The sequence below is a fragment of the Nostoc sp. DedQUE07 genome, assembly GCF_034530975.2.
Lineage (GTDB): Bacteria > Cyanobacteriota > Cyanobacteriia > Cyanobacteriales > Nostocaceae > Nostoc.
The window spans coordinates 17,048-35,119 of record NZ_JAVRCC020000060.1 but is presented as its reverse complement, the minus strand read 5'-3'; the positions used below and the strand labels follow the sequence as shown (position 1 = coordinate 35,119).

Below are 18,072 nucleotides of genomic sequence, written 5' to 3'. Positions count from 1 at the left end.
AAAAATGGGCGAACCGGGAATAATTAAAGTTAATTGCTTATTTTTCAGCTTAAAGTATTTTAATTAAATCGATTAAATCAACTTTTTTGAGCTAACCGCACGTGAGTTTAAAAGTGAGAAAAATCAAACTACTGGCTTTGATATTAATTAGTTTAGCAATGGTGTTGTGGTTTAATTTGCGTTTTTCAACACCTTCAATACCCACTATTGCAGCTTCACCAGCAAAAACTATCCGCTACTTCGATCGCACTTTGCCCCAAGGCATCGCTCACATCGTGCTGATTCCAGTTAATAGCAAATTTTTGGTGACTCCTGCACTATCACAGAAGGTAGCCACTGTAGAGGAATTTGCCCAAAAGCATCAAGCCGTGGCTATTTTGAATGCAGGCTTTTTTGATCCAGTCAACCAAAAAACTACATCTTATGTTGTCCGACAAGGAAAATTGATAGCCGATCCCAAACAAAACGAACGGCTGGTGAACAATCCCAATTTAAAATCTTATTTGGGCCAAATATTCAATCGCACAGAATTCCGTCGTTACTTATGCGGGCAAACTAGCCGCTATTCCATTGCCCAACACAATCAGTCACCACCAGCAGGTTGTCAGTTAGTTGATGCTATCGGTGCTGGCCCGCGCCTGTTACCAGAACTCACCTTAGAAAAAGAGGGCTTTGTGGACAACGCCAATAAACGAGATGCGCTTGGCAGCAATCAACCCAATGCCAGAACTGCTGTAGGTATCACCCCTGATGGCAGCGTTATTTTAGTTATGGTGGCTCAAAAACCCTCGGCTCCCGCGAATGGAATATCTTTGCCAGCATTAGCTGATTTGATGAAAACTCTTGGAGCCGATCGCGCGATGAATCTGGATGGAGGAAGTTCGTCTTCGCTTTATTACAATGGGAAAACTTTTTACGGAAAGGTTGATTTGGAGGGGAATTCTATCAAGCGTCCTGTAAAGTCGGTTTTGCTGGTTCAGAAAAGGTAGGGATTGTGGGAATTATACCTACCTACTGGTAGATTTTTTCCATATCAGCAATTCCCGAATCCGAATTGCGTCACAATGGTAATAGGCAATCATTGAAGGTACTATTATGCTTCGTCTAACTCAAATTATTCGGAACTTGTTCCTTCGTCTTGAAGGCTTGTTTGGTGTTTTATTCCAAAGTATTTCTAATTTTTTCGGAAATTTATTTGGTTTGTTTGCCAAGCTTTTCGGATTCTCTGAGTCTGGTTATTTCTTAGAATCCGATCGCGTGCAAGACGTAAATCAAGCTTCAACTAAACAGCCAATTGAAACGAATCGGGATAACACTACTAAAATTCCTGCCCCTAACCGCCGTCGTTCTAATGCTAAACTTGACGACTACTACCTCAACATGGCTCGTGATGTGAAAAAGAACTAACAAAAGCCATCAAGAAGAGGGTTAATAGTAATAAGCTGTTCCACCTTTAACTTGCATAATTAGGGTGGGCAATAATTTGGCGTCAGCGCTACTTTAATAACGCTCAGTACAGGTCAGCCGAACGCTGTCCACCCCACAATATTTTAATTAAATTTAGATGTACAAATTATATCTGGAACAGTTTAGCAATACCTAAATTGCGCTTTACATTTTTAGAAAAATCATCTAGCCACAATTAACGAATTTGGATGTGCGTAGGCGATCTTTACCGCAGGCATCGCACCTTTCACAAAAATTTTGTCCAGTTTGAGGCTGGACAATAGCTAGAAATATTTTTGAGTTTGAATATTTACTTGGTTTTTAGCTAACTTACCAAATCAACTAAAGCGTTGCTTTGGAAGCGAACTATAGATGAAACTGAGCAACCGCGATAATTCTCAGAGGTGAATACTGATAGTGTGATATTGGCTTGACCTGGATCTAAAATGCGTTTTACCTTGCAGGTTTGCATTTTATTGTTGCAGTAAGCAATAATGCGATCGCCAGCCTTGACTTCCAACGCTTGAATTTTCAATTAATACCAACCTTGCCAGGAATTTGCTTTGTTAAAGAAAAAATATATTGCTATATTTCACTCGCTTAACAATAGCAATGTTTCTTTACTATAGCACAAAAAGGATATCAATGCTATCAATTTAATCTTGGTAATGTCAAGTTTGTTCGGGCTGCAAATATTAGTGCAGGAGGTAGGAAGCAGAAATTTATCTGTTGCTCTCAACCCTATCTAATTCCAAGCCACCAAATCGTTTGCACAGTTTACAGGTCGGAGTATTTGTTGAAATTAAGATGTAGGGAAACCTCTACTCCAAAGAAGTTGGAGCAAAATTTGTTTGAAGACAAATTTTTCTTTCGATGTTTTTGTTACAATCATTGAAATTTTTACTTAAAAATACCACTATGGCTTTATACGCTGAATTACATAGACATCTAGGCGGCTCGGTCGTACCACGAGTTTTATGGCGATATTTCGAGCGGCATTCTTCGGAGTTAATTTCCCGCTTTGCTGACTATTCAAATTTTGAAGATTTTTATACCCGCCCACGTAACACTCTAGATGAGTATCTAGAATTACACACCTTGGTAGAAAGCGTGCAAACTGTAGAGACTTTGCCTTACTTTATTTATCGCTTGGTGCGGGGTGCTTACATATTTGAAAATTTGGCTTATCTGGAACTGCGTTACACTCCTTATTTGCGGACACCTGAGCATCTGAGTCAATCCGAAAGAATTGACAAGATGGCAGAAATTGTCAGAGTCGTAGGGCTTGCCAGCCAGCAGCCAGAATATCCGATTGTTACTAGCCAAATTCTCTGTATGCACACACGCCTACCTTATGAGGTGAACAAGGCGATTGTTGATTTAGCAGCACAAAATAAACAGTATGTCTGTGCAGTAGATGTAGCCGGAGGTGATAGTTATTACGCCGATCGCTTAGAAGAATGGATTAGCTTATATGATTATGCGCGATCGCTGGGCGTTAACACCACAGGACATCTATATGAAACTACCGCTGGTTGTTACCCAGAACTGTTACCATATCTGATGCGGATTGGTCACGGCATTCAAATTCCCCTACTATATCCAGAGCTACTTAATGATGTAGCTAGACGCGGGCAATGTTTAGAGGTTTGTCCGACAACTTACCTAAAAACTGGAACTTTGCAGGATATACGTCAACTCAAATTAGTTTTTGACCGTTGTCTTGATGCTGGAGTTGATATCGCTATCTGTACTGATAATGCCGGATTGCACAATGTGCGTCTACCATTTGAGTATGAGAATCTCTTGACTTACAACATTATTAGTTTTGAACAACTACAAGCTTGTCAAGATGCAGCTTTCCGTCATGCTTTTGCTTGGCCTTACAGTCAACGTCCTGCATCACTGTTGAACGGTTTGCTCAAACCTGAACCAGCTAAAATTTTGTCCATGAGAGATAGCAATTAACGAATCGCCTAAAAATATCCATAAAGTCAGGTGATTTAATGTTAATTAATGTTGCAATTACTAATTTTTTCTGATGCTATAGAAAAAGTTGTAATACACAATAGATATCTTGCAAAATTAATGTTTTATAAATTAAACCACAGATGCACACAGATAATTTATCAGTGTTTATTTGTGGTTCTTTTGTTGCTGAGAAAGGATTCTTGATATAAGTCGTATATAGCGTGCCCCAGAAGCTATAAACTATAATTTATGGCATCTACTATTCAAGCTCTACCAACAGAAGTTGTATATCTCATTACAGCTGGAGAGGTAATCGACTCTTTAGCCTCTGTGGTGCGGGAATTGGTAGAAAATTCCCTAGACGCAGGTGCAACGCGAATTGTGGTTTCTTTGTGGCCGCAGCAATGGCGAATTCGCGTGGCAGATAATGGTTGTGGAATGAACCTAGATGATTTACAACAAGCAGCCACAGCCCACAGTACTAGTAAAATTCGCTCTAGTGCCGATTTGTGGAAAATTAACAGTTTAGGGTTTCGTGGTGAGGCGTTGCACAGTTTAACGACTCTGGCTGATTTAGAAATTTTGAGTCGTCCTCTGGGGGGAAATTTAGGATGGCGGATAATTTATGGCGATGGCGGGAAAGTTGTACAAGTTGAAGCAACTGCGATCGCACCTGGTACAGTAGTTACAGTTTCTCATCTTTTCGGTAATTGCTCATCTCGTCGTCAGGGATTACCCACAACAGCACAGCAAATGAAAGCTGTGCAAGCCACAATTCACCAAATCGCCCTCTGTCATCCCCACGTCACCTGGCAGATTTGGCAAAATGACCGTCAATGGTTCACCATTTGTCCGGCTGCGACAACTGGACAATTGCTACCGCAGATTTTACCACAAGTGCGACAAGGTGATTTACAAGAAGTCAAACTCGAAATACCTAACCCTCCCAACTCTTGTACAGACGCGATTAATCGCGTCTCTACGGACACTTGTACAGACGCGATTCATCGCGTCTCTCCTCACTCAGCACTAAATTTAGTGGTAGGATTACCCGATCGCACTCATCGTCATCGTCCAGATTGGGTACGTGTAGCTATCAACAGACGCATGATTAAGACACCGGAACTAGAGCAAACCATATTATCAGCATTTCATAGAACATTACCACGCGATCGCTATCCAATTTGTTTCTTACATCTTGCCATTTCCCCCGATCAAATTAACTGGAATCGTAATCCAGCAAAAACAGAAATTTACCTCAACGAAATCATTTATTGGCAAGAGCAAATTACCCAAGCAATTAACCAAGCACTCAGCATTTCTTCTAACAATCTCAAAGAAGCTGTTCACACAACACGAGTTAGTAAATTACTCAAAGCCGCAGAAGCCAAAGGCAGCTATAATTTCAATTCTCAAAATCCTAATGAAAATCTCAAAACTTCTAACTCCTCACTCCCAACTCCTAACTCTTTAAAAGCTGTCGCGCAAGTTAGCAACACTTATATTGTGGCGGAACATTCAGGTGGGATGTGGTTAGTAGAACAGCACATTGCCCATGAGCGAGTTTTGTATGAGCAATTATGCGATGATTGGCAACTTTTACCCGTCGAACCGCCAATAATTCTTTATCAATTATCGCCAGCGCAAGTATTGCAACTCCAACGCATTGGTTTAGAAATAGAACCCTTTGGCGAACAACTTTGGGCAGTCCGTAATATCCCCGCCCCTTTGCAGCAACGAGACGACTGTGCAGAAGCAATTTTAGAACTTAGTTGGGGAGGCGATTTACAAACAGCCCAAGTAGCCGTTGCCTGTCGCAGTGCTATTCGTAATGGTACACCCATGAATCAGCAAGAAATGCAGACACTTTTAGATAATTGGCAACGTACTCGCAACCCTCGCACCTGTCCTCATGGACGACCAATTTATTTATCTTTAGAAGAATCAGCTTTAGCTCGGTTTTTCCGGCGTAATTGGGTAATTGGAAAAAGTCATGGAATTTGATGTTTTCAGTAATGCCAATACTAAATGTCGTTTGCTGTTGTCGTTTGCCAAATTATTTGTCCTAAGCTCGACTTTATCCATTACGGTAGTAGGATATTGGCAATTTCAAATGGTATTGTTGTATTCATGGGAAGATACACACAATTATCCTTCAGCCTCAGTGTATTACTTGTGCCATCACTATTCGCCAAGGCTGTATTTAAATGTTATGTATGCAGCAAAACCCGCATCTTTTAGCGATCGCCTACATTTGTGATGACCCGTAGGCAAAAATGGATAAAGTCGAGCTAATGACAAATAACAAATGACAAATACCATCACAAACTTAAAGGCAGCTGAACTGTAAACGTTGTCCAGCCCTGAGAGCTGGTAACTTCAATCGTGCCTTGGAGATATTCTACTAACTTCTTAACCAATGTTAAACCTAATCCTGTGCCGCTTTGTTGCCAGCGTTCGCTTTCAGGAATCCGGTAAAACGGCTCAAAAATTCGAGATTGTTCTTTTTTCGGAATTATCACCCCAGAATTGCTAAATGTGATTTGAAAATAAGGAACTTGAAAATTATCTAATACACCAGATTTAGCATCTTCATCGATCGGACTTTTTGTGATATAAATTAGCTGAACGTTTAACACAATCTGTCCATCAGGTGGAGTGTATTTACAAGCATTGTTGAGTAACTCTGAGATAATTTCAGTCAGGCTAGCCAAGTCTGAAACTAAAGGTGGTAAATCTGGAGAAACACTAACTTGCAAAGACTGTTCTCTAGCTTGAGCGCGTTCTTGAAAATACTCGGCAACGTGAGGCAGCCAGTTTTGGAGTTGAATTGATGTTAATTCCAATGGATAGACATCTGCATCAATCATTCGTAGATACAGTAAATTGTCAACCAAATCCAGTTCTTGTTCGCACTGTTCGCGCACAATACGTAAATAGCGGTCTACAGATTCAGATGGGGGAAGTGTGTTTGAATTTAAGATACCCTGGCGATCGAGAATATTTTCTAGCACAGAGATTGCCATTTTGATGTTTGATAAGGGCGTTCGCATTTCATGAGAAGTGGTTGCCAGAAAATCCTCTTTTAATTGGTTCAGGCGTTGCAGTTCTGCCACTCGAATTTCTAGTTGTTGGGCACGTTCAGCTGCGAGATTGCGTTCTTCGGTTAACCGTCGTTGCGTGTCATCTCGGAAAACAAATACGGCTCCTGTAATTACACCATTATTATTTATCAGGGGAGTAGCACTATCAGCTATTGGTGTAGTTGTCCCGTTTCTAGCAACTAGTAGAACACCACTGCCTAAATATATAGTAGTTTCTTGTTGGAGGGCTGCAATAATTGGATTTTCTGTCGGCAACTGAGTTTGTTCATCAATGATTTTGATAACTTCAGTTAACGTCTTGTCTTTAGCTTCATTCCATTGCCACCCTGTTAGAGCTTCAGCTACCTGATTGATGTATTTAATATTTAAATTAGTATCGACTACAATTACCCCATCGCCCATTCCCCGAAGCACAGAACTCAAAAATTGCTCGCGATCGTAGCGATTGAGTGCTGTTTGAATGGCAACGTAAAGTTCTTGCTCTTTAATGGGTTTAAGAATATATCCAAAGGGGGATGTCAGCGTTGCTCGCTCGACAGTACTTTGATCGGAGTGCCCGGTGACGTAGATAATCGGGATTTGCAAATGATGCCAAATTTGCTCTGATGCCTGGATACCATCTATTTCACCGCGTAATCTGATATCCATTAAAATCAAGTTTGGGCGTAATTCAGTTGCTTTTGCAATTGCCTCTTCGGCAGAATCGGCAATATCTAAAACAACATATCCTAAAGACTCTAAAGTTTCTTGTAAGTTGATAGCAAGGATATATTCATCTTCAACAACAAGGACTCGAACTGTCTCTTTTGTCTGCGTGTTTGGTGAGAGGTCAATTATGTTCATATGCGGCTGTTTGTAAAAGTAATTTTGAACTCTGTTCCTTGTTGAGAGTCAATTTCAAGTTTTCCTCTTAGCTGCTTGACTAAACCCTGGACAAGTGTTATACCCAGCGTTTTCGTTTTCTTACTATCAAAGTTTTCAGGTAAGCCAACACCATTATCTCTAATAATGAGTGTCAAAGTAGATGCGGGTTCTTGATAAAACTTAACCTCAATTTTGCCTCCACGATTACCAACAAAAGCGTATTTTAAAGCATTAGAAACCAGTTCGTTGATAATTAGACCACAAGGAATGGCGGTTTCGATGTCAAGGCTAGCATTATCAACTTGAATATGTAGTTGAATCTGGCTGGAACTGACATTATAGGAATCAAATAAATGAGTTGTTAAATCTGGAATGTATTGAGCGAAATCAATATCAGCGAGGTCTTCAGAACGGTATAGTTTTTCATGAACTAGAGCAATGGAAGCAATGCGGTTTTGGCTATCGCGCAAAATAGCTGTCACCACAGGATCTTGTGTTCGTCTGCATTGCATTTGCAGCAAACTGCTGACAATTCCTAAATTGTTCTTAACACGATGATGAATTTCTTTGAGTAATACTTCCTTTTCTTTTAGAGAGGCTTTGATTTTTTCTTCCGCTTGCTTTTGCTCGGTGATATCTTGTTGGATAGCCACAAGGACACTTCCATACTCAGGATGTTCAAAAACGGAAGCGGTAGCGCTACACCAGAATGGAGTGCCATCTTTTTTAATATTATAAATTTCATAGATTACTTCACTGTGTTCTAAAACAGCAGTGCTAATCGCCTGATTAACATCTTCAGGTGTATTATTTTCATCACCATAGTTGACGATCGATACATGCTGACCGATTAATTCACCAGGCTCATAACCAAACATCTGCTCGAATTTAGGATTGGCGTAGACAAACACGCCATCTGTTGCACGAACTAGGCAAATTCCCTCCGCCATATTGCGGGTAATGACTGCTTGCAACTCTAACATTTGTTCAGCGCGTTTGCGATCGCTGATTTCAACTACCACAATGCCCATGCTAATAGGTTCATCAGCTTCAGACTGAATTGGAAAATAGGAAGCTAGCCAAGTCCTGATTACACCTGGAAATTTTGGGGTTTCTCCACTGATTTCCAAATCTAAAATTGGTTCACCTGTTGTTAAGACATGTCGAAAGAGTTGCTTTTGCTTTGGTGCAATATCAGGGACAATCTCCCACGGTGTCTTACCAATATGCTCTGCTGCGGGAATGCCATTAATTTCTGCTAATGCTTCATTAATCAATGAATAACGCAGTTCCCGATCGAGAATGGTTATACCAACAGGTGCATTATTGATGAAGGTATCCAATAACTTTTGCTTGTGAGCTACTTCTCGCTCTAGAATTTTGCGTTCTGTGATATCAATCGCCACTCTACCCACTAGCTTTTGTGCAGACAATCCGAGAATCGGGAATTTGTATACCAAGAACTCACCGAGGGAACCGTCTGGTTGAGGAGCAAATTCAATCACCTCAATTGCCTGATTTGTCTCTATGACTGTGCGAAGGTGATCGAAATGCTGCCTAGCAATTTCATCTGGGTAGAGGTCAGAAATATATTGCCCAATCACCTGTTCGGGTAGTAATTTAAATGTCCGCAGGTATGTTTGATTTAAGTAAAGTACACGCCCATCTGTATCGGTGATGCAAGCTAGCACTGGGCTGTTGTTCATAAATGCCTGAAATCGGGCTTCACTTTCTTGCAAAGCTGCTTCTGCTTGCTTTTGCTCACTTACATCAATAATTACTCCTAACATCCGTACAGGTTCGCCTGCTTCGTTGTAAGCAGCACGCCCTTTTCCCGTGAGCCAGCGAACCCTGCCATCGGGATAAATCACTCGATATTCAGCTTGAAAATTAATATGTTGTGCCAGTGCATTTGATACAGTCTGTTCAATTCCGTCAACATCCTCTGGATGCACGCGATCGCGCCATAATTGATAGCTGGCTGATATTTCTGGCTCTAAACCTAACAAACGAAAATGGTTGTCGTTCCAGATAACTTCGCCTGTTTGAACATTCCAATCCCAAAGACCGATGTGGTTAAATTCCAACGTTAGTCTCAGTTGTTCTTCACTTTTGGCTAAGGCTGCTTCGGCTTGTTTGTGTTCGCGTAGTGCGGCTTGTCGATCGCTGATATCTCGATGAGTACCAGTGATTCGCAGAGGATTACCATCTGCATCTCGCATCACAACCTTGCCGTAGTTGGCAATCCATTTGCATTCGCCCGATTTAGTGCAAAGTCGATAGTCAAATTTGTACGGTATTGAACTATCCTTGAAATGAGCTGCCAAGATTTTCTTTGTCCAAGGTAGATCGTCTGGATGAACTAATCGCTCCCAAGTACTCAAATTCTGTGGGAGTTCATCAAAGCGGTATCCGAGCATTTCTAAATAGCGAGGGCTGTAATACACCTCTCCAGTCAAAAAATTCCAGTCCCACAAACCATCCCCAGAAGCCTCAAGGGCTAATTGTAGTCGTTCCTCGCTTTCTCGGAGAGCTATTTCTGCCCGTTGCTGCTCTTTTTCACCATCCTTCCGGGCAGTAATATCCGTGATTCGTACTAGTTGCATCACAGTACCAGCGACCGTAATTTGTTTGGTTGCGATGTTTCCCCAAAAGGATTTGCCCTGCTTAGTAATATATTCAACTTCTCGACTGCAAAACCCTTGCTGGTGAATTTCTTGTATAAAGGTGGCAATCTCATCGGAAGTAAACGGTTGTTTTTGCAGAGTGTTACCTTTAATGTTAATTAATTCGGCTTTGCTAGAGGCTGCAAATAGCTTCACTGCTCGATCGTTACAGTCAGCGATCAGTAATGTTTCAACATCTACCAAAAAAAGTGCATCAGCGGATTCGTTATAAACAGCTTCTAGCAGGTCACGACTACGGATTATTTCTAACTCATTTTGTTTACGTTCTGTAATATCTAGAACCGCTCCCAATAGCTTAACTGGCTGCCCTTGAGCATCATAAGCTATCTCTGCTTTCGACTCAACGTAGCGCACCGAACCATCAGGTCGGATAATTCGATACTCAAGATTGAAAGGGGCTTGTTGAGCGTAGTCTGTCGTAGACATCGCCTGTTCCAGTTGAGCCTCTATCCAGGCGCGATCGTCTGGATGAACTATTTGGAGAAGTTCGGTCTGGTTGGGTTCGCCTTGAGTGGGATTTAGACCAGAGATGCGAAAGGTTTCCATTGACCAGGAGCGCTTTTTCGTTTCTAAATTCAATTCCCAACTGCCTACATGGGCGATTTGTTGAGTAGTGGCTAGCAGTGCTTCACTTTGTTGGAGTTTTTCTTTAGCCTGTTTGAGTTCGGTAATATCTCGCCCTTCTGGAATCAACAAAACAATTTGACCTGTCTCATCTAAAAGCGGACGGAGTGAAAAATCGATTGTTGCTACCCGATTATTTGCACCGAGAACATCAACTTCATAGCGGATAAACTCTCCTTGGGCTGCACGAGCGATCGCTTGTTTTAATTCTGCTTGAGTTTGCGGTGAAATTGTCCACCAGTGTGCTTCCCAAAAAGGGCGATTGATGACATCTTCTAGTTTCAGTCCGGCAAAACTTAGCGCCGTCTGGTTCGCCTCCAGTAAAATGCCAGCTGGCGTTAGCAGTCCGATGAACTGGAAAGTATTATTGAAGATGGCACGGAAACGGCGATCGCTTTGGTGCAATTTGGCAGTGCGTTCTTGTACCTTGGCTTCTAACTCGGTGTTGAGGGTCTGGAGATTGTGATAGAGTTCGGCTTGTTGGATAGCGATCGCTAGTTGCACCGTCAGTGAAGAGAGCAATTCTACCTCAAATGTCTGCCATTGTCGCGGGGCAGAACATTGATGTGCAATAAATAACCCCCAAAGTTCAACTGTTTGAGTCTCCTTGCTCTCAAACAAAATCGGGACAACTAAATTCGCCTTCACCTGAAACTGTTCCAAAAGTTGAATATGGCAATCACTTAAACCTGCTTCGTAGATGTTTGTCGCCGCCCAAATTTTTCCTCGGCGATATTCTCCCCCCTGATTTTCCTGAAAACAGGTATCTTCAATCTGCATTCCGAAGATTGGTGTCCATTGGGGTAATACCGACTCCGCGACGATGTTGCCCCGCATTTGAGGCGTAAATTGATACAGCAGTACTCGATCGGCGCTCAGTAACTGGCGGACTTCTTGAACGCTCGTGGCAAGGATATCTTGAAGCTTCAACGATTGGCGAATATTAAGAGCGATCGCTCCTACTAACTTTTGTTGTTCCTGTTGTTGTTTTAGCTGCCGCATTAGCTGCATCTGCTCGATCGCCCCATGAACCGCTCGACGTAAATTATCAGAAGTCAGTTTTCCCTTGACTAGATAATCTTGCGCCCCATTCTTGATGGCTTGGACTGCGATCGTTTCGTCTCCCTGTCCAGTCAGTAGAATTACTGAAATTTGACTGTTAGAAGTTTGCCTCTGTAGCCGAGTGAGAAATTCCAGCCCATCTAAATCTGGTAATCGATAGTCCAACAAAATCACATCTGGTATTTTCTCTTGACAAGCTTGTAGCGCCTGATTGCCAGATTCAAATTCGTAAATATCATAAGTGTAGCGATCGTCCCGCTCTAGGAAGCGTCGATACAAAGCTCTATCTTCAGCAGAGTCTTCTACAAAAAATATAGTTGTCATGTTGTCGCCCTCCTAAGACAGCTGTGGGAGTGAGGAGTGGGGGAGCAGAGGAGCAGAGGAGCAGGAGGCAGGGAGATGAGGGGGCAGGGAGCAGGGAGCAGGGAGCAGGGAGCAGGGGGAGAATAACTCCTAACTCAGCACTGATTACTCATTACTCAACACTGTTTTGCCCAATCCCCAGTCCCCAATCCCCAGTCCCCAATCCCCAGTCCCCAATCTCCAGTCCCCAGTCCCCAATGCCCCATGCCCCCTAAATTAGCAAATTCGGACTTTTTCTCGATCGCAGACTACTATTTTTAGTCGTATAAACGCATAATAGAATAGTGACTGATCTGTTCGCCCCTTTACAATCTCTCAAACAAGGTGACTGGTTCAAGCTGATCTGCGGAGCCAGCTTCCAGCATTTGCCGGCAGTCAGAAGTTTAACGTTAGCCTATACTTTGGCGGGCGCTGACTGCATAGATGTTGCAGCTGATCCAGCAGTAATTGCAGCAGCGCAATCAGGGCTACAAGCAGCCAAATCTCTGGCTCAGGATGCCCAAAAGCGAGGCTTTGACTACGAAGGCAATTTACCCTTTTTGATGGTCAGCCTAAACGATGGAGAAGACCCCCATTTTCGCAAAGCAGAATTTAATCCTCATGAGTGTCCTACAGACTGCCCTAGACCCTGCGAACGGATTTGTCCGGCACAAGCGATTGTGTTTGACAGTATCAAAGAAGACTTTTCAGGAGTAGTATCCGAAAAGTGTTATGGCTGCGGTCGTTGCATTCCAGTTTGCCCTTATGGTATAATTTATACAGCTTCATACGTGACAACGCCAGGAGCGATCGCGCCATTGGTAATGTCAACGGGAGTAGATGCCGTAGAAATCCATACAAAAGTCGGGCGATTGGCAGAATTTGAGCGATTATGGCAAGCAATTTCACCGTGGGTCGATAAACTAAAGTTACTAGCCATCAGCTGTCCTGATGGTGAAGGGATGATTGACTACTTAAGAACGCTCTACGAAAGGATTGCCCCACTCAAGGGTGCTTTAATTTGGCAAACCGATGGTCGTCCGATGAGTGGTGATATTGGCGATGGCACCACAATAGCCGCAGTGAAATTAGGGCAAAAAGTTTTGGCAGCTAAGTTACCAGGATATGTGCAGTTAGCAGGCGGCACAAATAAGTATACCGTTGCTAAGTTAAAGGCAATGGGACTGCTCAAAGATTTTGGATTGCCGATTTTAGATTTTAGATTAGAAGAAGCTAATCCACAATCTAAAATCCAAAATCCAAAATCCAAAATTTCTGGGGTCGCCTACGGTAGCTACGCCCGCGTACTGCTGTCACCAATTCTCGAACAGTTAGAGAATAAGGAGGTAAGTAACACCAATATGAAGGCGACTGTTCGCCTAGAAGAAGATGAAGTATTGCTTTGGCAAGCTGTAGAACTTGCCCATTCTCTCGTTTCCCAGATCAAGTCACAGCAGGAGCGTTAATTGCTCGTTCGGAAAAATCCCCAGAGCGGGTTCTCCTGCACGCAAATGTCCTCGCTATCTCTAAAAACGTCACCATAGAACGCATGACGATTACAGACGATCTCCAAAAGTTATTAGACATTTTGCCCCAAGACCTGCAACAAGTACTAGAGAGTCATCCCAAACGAGATAGTTTAGTAGAAGTGGTCTTGGATTTGGGTCGTCGCCCAGAGGCTCGCTTTCCTAATCAAGCTGAGTATTTGAGCGAAGTACCCGTTACTCAAGAACAAATAGATGATTGCATTCAACGAGTCGGAATCTTTGGCGGAGATAATCGGGCAGGAATTGAGCAAACTTTGCATCGGATCAGCGCTATTCGCAACCGCACTGGTAAGATTATTGGCTTGACCTGTCGCGTTGGTCGAGCCGTATTCGGAACCATTGGCATGATCCGTGATTTGGTAGAAACTGGTAAATCGATTCTCATGCTGGGGCGTCCAGGCGTGGGTAAAACTACCGCCTTACGGGAAATAGCCCGTGTTTTAGCTGACGATTTGCAAAAGCGAGTGGTGATTATTGACACCTCCAACGAAATCGCTGGCGATGGTGATGTTGCTCACCCCGCCATTGGTCGCGCCAGACGGATGCAAGTGGCTCATCCAAACGAACAGCATCAGGTGATGATTGAGGCAGTGGAAAACCACATGCCAGAAGTCATTGTCATTGATGAAATTGGCACGGAACTGGAAGCTTTAGCGGCTCGTACCATTGCAGAACGGGGCGTACAGTTGGTAGGTACTGCCCACGGAAATCAGATCGAAAATCTGATTAAAAACCCCACCCTGGCTGATTTAGTTGGGGGTATCCAAGCTGTGACCTTGGGAGACGATGAAGCCAGACGGCGAGGCTCTCAAAAGACTGTTTTGGAGCGGAAAGCCCCACCTACCTTTGAAATTGCTGTGGAAATGTTGGAACGCCAACGCTGGACAGTACACGAAAGTGTTGCTGACACCGTAGATAATCTGCTGCGGGGGCGTCAGCCTACTCCACAAACGAGAACCGTTGATGACCACGGCAAAATCGCGGTTACAAGGCAGTTAGCTGTTGTCAACGGTCGTGGTGGACAGCTAGGAACAGTAGAGGATTCTTTCCCACCGGCGCGACCGTCTAATGGCTGGCGTTCATCTGGACAAATGGTTGCACTACCCCAATTGCCTGTAGAGCGGGTAACTGGGCGCAGTGAGTTTGACCGTTTGCTGGATGAATCCTTCAATTATTCTGAAAGCATTGATTTTGATGCTGTTACCAGACACCCAGGGCCCAATGGTGAAGATTTGCCATTGCACGTTTACCCTTATGGCGTTAGCCGTCACCAACTGGAACAGGTGATTAGCGTGCTAACTTTGCCCGTACTATTGACAAAAGATATAGATAGTGCTGATGCAATTTTAGCACTGCGATCGCACGTCAAAAACCACGCCAAATTGCGCCAAATGGCCAAAGCTCGTCATGTACCCATCCACATGATTAAGTCCAGCACCATTCCCCAAATTACCCGTGGTTTGCGGCGGTTGCTGAATATTGACGACCCAGAGATGGCCGACGATAGAGAACTACAATTGTTTTTACACAATGGTAGCGATGATGAGATGGATGCTCTTGAAGAAGCTAGACTTGCCGTTGAGCAAATTGTGATTCCTAAAGGACAGCCAGTCGAGTTATTGCCGCGTTCTCCCCAAGTTCGCAAAATGCAACATGAGTTGGTAGAACATTATCGCCTCAAGTCGCATAGTTTTGGCGAAGAACCAAATAGAAGATTACGGATTTATCCGGCGTAACTTTAATAACTCTACCAAAAAGTTTACTTACGATGTACACACAAGCCTTTGTCAAGGTAATTTACGGTTAGTCTCGTAGATAGCCCCTGAGATACCTCACCCTGTCCTATCCTGACTAAGGATAAGACAGGGTGAGGTTTTGGAGGACTTTCGGGTAATCGGATAACTTATGTGTACAGCGTAACCTTTTAGGAGAAAAGTTTATGGATTTGGAAAGCGCTTTAACTATCAAAAATCGCCAAAATCATGATCTACATTCAAGCTAATAATCCAATTTTCTCGCCCTAATTCGCTGTTATCATCAACATTACGCAGCGTCTCATAGACAAAGAATTCGTAAAGAGTGAGTAAGCCCTAATTCACTCAATCTTGCATTTTTTTAAACATCTGTTACATTACTTTACAGACAGTTATAACTGCTACAACACTTGAATTTTGGAGTTATGCTCATGTCAGATTTTAAGAATTCTGCGTCTATTGTTTCAGAAGATCCTAATGCTGTGCGTTTTGGCTTCACTCCTCAGAGTGAAAATTGGAATGGTCGTCTTGCAATGATTGGTTTTGTCTCTGCAATTTTAATTGAAGCTTTTTCTGGTCAAGGGCTACTCCATTTCTGGGGTATCCTCTAAATTGGCGATCGTAGGGTAGAACTGCTATACTACCCTGCAAAATTCTCTATATTCTACACCAGTCATTCGTTTCTAACATCTGGCGGCTATTGCCATTGGTGCAAAATATCAGATTTTTCCGGTTAAGCCAAAATATAAGTGAATAATTACTTTACATTGAATATGTATAGCTAAAACTCATGGAACTACCCCAACGCGTATCAGTCCGCTACAAAGACGCGTCCTTCAACACCAATGAAATCCGCTTGAGAACTTTTCGGCTTGGGTTGCAAATATGGGATGAACAAACTAAACCCAGAAAAACAGAGCTTTATCAGTTTATATCGTCTTGCTTAAAACAAGTTGACCGCCAAGATCGTTTTATGTTTTCTCTGTTGTTCATAGAATTAACAGACCTCATCCGCAACTCTTCTCTGGAAAGAGGAACGAAAGAGGTTCTGATTAAAACAGCTTTTAGAGAATTTGCTTATGCGATAACAGACTTTGAAGACGTTGCCAAATAAGGCTAGTTCTGGGGATGCTGGAATTGCGTAAGCGTAGGCATCACCTTAAAGCCATCTGACCCAGTTGAGTGGGATATCTATAGTAAACAGCTTTCTAATCGAATTAGTTTTTTAGCTAAATGCGCGGATGGGTAGGTGTTGAGGAAGGGGGGAATACAAAAATAGCTGAATTGCCCTATATGTAAGGTTTTGAGGGCTGTAGCATCTTCAAACCATCCGCGCACCTTATGTAGACTGAGTTTCAGCTATTTACATTTAGCACAATTGCCACTCCTTATGTTATGATTTTTGCATTCGCGCTATTGAACCTTGAAAACCAAATAACACAAGTCTTTCAGACGCCTGCGATCGCAATCAACTAAAATCCCTATTAGGGATTGAACCAACAATGAAAATGCTACTCAACGGGTGCAGATTGCAGAATCGCAATCAACTAAAATCCCTATTAGGGATTGAACCCTCTGCTTGCAAAGCCTTAATATCTATCAATGCAGATCGCAATCAACTAAAATCCCTATTAGGGATTGAACCCTATTCCCCGTGAAGAATCACGTATTGGCATTGGATCGCAATCAACTAAAATCCCTATTAGGGATTGAACCTGATGAATGCGATCGCACCAGAGAGGCACAATCGATCGCAATCAACTAAAATCCCTATTAGGGATTGAACCCATTAGCGTAATTTGCGCTGACGAATACGAGTGAATCGCAATCAACTAAAATCCCTATTAGGGATTGAACCCTGAAATTGATTATAGAAAAATTAAAGCTTTGATATCGCAATCAACTAAAATCCCTATTAGGGATTGAAACGGGGTAAAGGTGGAGGCTAGGGGCGATCGCTTATCGCAATCAACTAAAATCCCTATTAGGGATTGAAACCGATTCCTGACATCATCATCACTGAAGATGGAGAATCGCAATCAACTAAAATCCCTATTAGGGATTGAAACAACTCAACCCTTACGTGATTATCAATCCCCAACAAAATCGCAATCAACTAAAATCCCTATTAGGGATTGAAACTTGATTCCCAAGATTTTGAGATACCAAAGAGTTATCGCAATCAACTAAAATCCCTATTAGGGATTGAAACTGGGCTAGCGACCCGCGTAGTTTTTCTGCTTCCCGATCGCAATCAACTAAAATCCCTATTAGGGATTGAAACTATGCGTGGGGCCAATTTTATTTAGACGGGGTAATCGCAATCAACTAAAATCCCTATTAGGGATTGAAACATCGGACAGAGATTGTATATTGTTTTTTATGTGTACAAAGATCGCAATCAACTAAAATCCCTATTAGGGATTGAAACGTATCAATGCTCACCCTACCTAAGTACAAAACTTATGATCGCAATCAACTAAAATCCCTATTAGGGATTGAAACAGGGCAACATTTTTGCCAAAGTAGTGTGTAGTATCGCAATCAACTAAAATCCCTATTAGGGATTGAAACATCCCATGCCGAACGGCATCTAGGATTTTTGAATCGCAATCAACTAAAATCCCTATTAGGGATTGAAACGGCCCATTCCTTTAATTTAGTAATTGCT

The 18,072-nt window shown here is 42.6% G+C and carries 12 protein-coding genes and 1 CRISPR repeat array (1 of these 13 running past the window's edge); of the genes, 9 read left to right on the top strand and 3 right to left on the bottom strand.

The annotated features are described in order from the left end of the window. The first annotated feature begins 113 nt into the window (after positions 1-113). A complete protein-coding gene (locus RMZ95_RS29375; protein WP_322684241.1) occupies positions 114-989 on the top strand; it encodes a phosphodiester glycosidase family protein in 876 nt (291 codons plus the stop codon). A 106-nt stretch (positions 990-1,095) separates the two neighbouring features. Continuing rightward, positions 1,096-1,407, top strand: a complete 312-nt coding sequence (locus RMZ95_RS29370) for a threonine dehydratase (protein WP_322684240.1) — start codon at positions 1,096-1,098, stop codon at positions 1,405-1,407. 364 nt (positions 1,408-1,771) lie between these two features. On the opposite strand, the gene RMZ95_RS29365 is transcribed toward RMZ95_RS29370, so the two are convergent. Further along, entirely contained in the window at positions 1,772-1,981 is a 210-nt protein-coding gene (locus RMZ95_RS29365; RefSeq protein WP_094352741.1) for a hypothetical protein, read from the bottom strand. 383 nt (positions 1,982-2,364) lie between these two features. Between RMZ95_RS29365 and RMZ95_RS29360 the strand changes: the two genes are divergently transcribed. The 3 genes from RMZ95_RS29360 (at position 2,365) to RMZ95_RS29350 (ending at position 5,677) form a co-directional block, all read left to right on the top strand. Next, positions 2,365-3,414 (top strand): adenosine deaminase, encoded by a 1,050-nt coding sequence (locus RMZ95_RS29360; protein ID WP_322684239.1) that lies wholly within the window; start codon positions 2,365-2,367, stop codon positions 3,412-3,414. A 252-nt stretch (positions 3,415-3,666) separates the two neighbouring features. After that, positions 3,667-5,421 carry a DNA mismatch repair endonuclease MutL gene (gene mutL / locus RMZ95_RS29355; protein ID WP_322684238.1) on the top strand — a complete coding sequence of 585 codons (1,755 nt, stop codon included), beginning with the start codon at positions 3,667-3,669 and terminating at the stop codon, positions 5,419-5,421. Continuing rightward, positions 5,411-5,677: a hypothetical protein gene (locus RMZ95_RS29350; RefSeq protein WP_322675191.1), complete on the top strand. Its 267-nt coding sequence runs from the start codon at positions 5,411-5,413 to the stop codon at positions 5,675-5,677. The genes mutL and RMZ95_RS29350 overlap by 11 nt, the downstream gene beginning before the upstream one ends. Before the next feature lie 61 nt (positions 5,678-5,738). Here the strand turns inward: RMZ95_RS29350 and RMZ95_RS29345 are convergent, their stop codons facing one another. Continuing rightward, positions 5,739-7,364, bottom strand: a complete 1,626-nt coding sequence (locus RMZ95_RS29345) for a response regulator (protein ID WP_322684237.1) — start codon at positions 7,362-7,364, stop codon at positions 5,739-5,741. Continuing rightward, entirely contained in the window at positions 7,361-12,082 is a 4,722-nt protein-coding gene (locus RMZ95_RS29340) for a PAS domain S-box protein (RefSeq protein WP_322684236.1), read from the bottom strand. Before RMZ95_RS29340 ends, RMZ95_RS29345 begins: the two co-directional genes overlap by 4 nt. Positions 12,083-12,405: 323 nt before the next feature. Between RMZ95_RS29340 and ldpA the strand changes: the two genes are divergently transcribed. The 4 genes from ldpA (at position 12,406) to RMZ95_RS29320 (ending at position 16,515) form a co-directional block, all read left to right on the top strand. Beyond that, positions 12,406-13,566, top strand: coding sequence for a circadian clock protein LdpA (gene ldpA / locus RMZ95_RS29335; protein ID WP_322684235.1), 1,161 nt, complete (start codon positions 12,406-12,408; stop codon positions 13,564-13,566). A gap of 83 nt (positions 13,567-13,649) precedes the next feature. Beyond that, positions 13,650-15,383, top strand: a complete 1,734-nt coding sequence (locus RMZ95_RS29330; protein ID WP_322684270.1) for a R3H domain-containing nucleic acid-binding protein — start codon at positions 13,650-13,652, stop codon at positions 15,381-15,383. A gap of 449 nt (positions 15,384-15,832) precedes the next feature. Further along, on the top strand, positions 15,833-16,012 hold the full coding sequence (locus tag RMZ95_RS29325; protein ID WP_099103697.1) for a chlorophyll a/b-binding protein: 180 nt from the start codon (positions 15,833-15,835) through the stop codon (positions 16,010-16,012). Positions 16,013-16,191: 179 nt separating this feature from the next. Then, complete coding sequence (locus RMZ95_RS29320) at positions 16,192-16,515, top strand: hypothetical protein (RefSeq protein WP_194046858.1); 324 nt, start codon at positions 16,192-16,194, stop codon at positions 16,513-16,515. Positions 16,516-16,862: 347 nt separating this feature from the next. Continuing rightward, positions 16,863-18,072: direct repeats of the CRISPR family, unit length 37 nt; unit sequence ATCGCAATCAACTAAAATCCCTATTAGGGATTGAAAC (it continues 335 nt past the right edge of the window).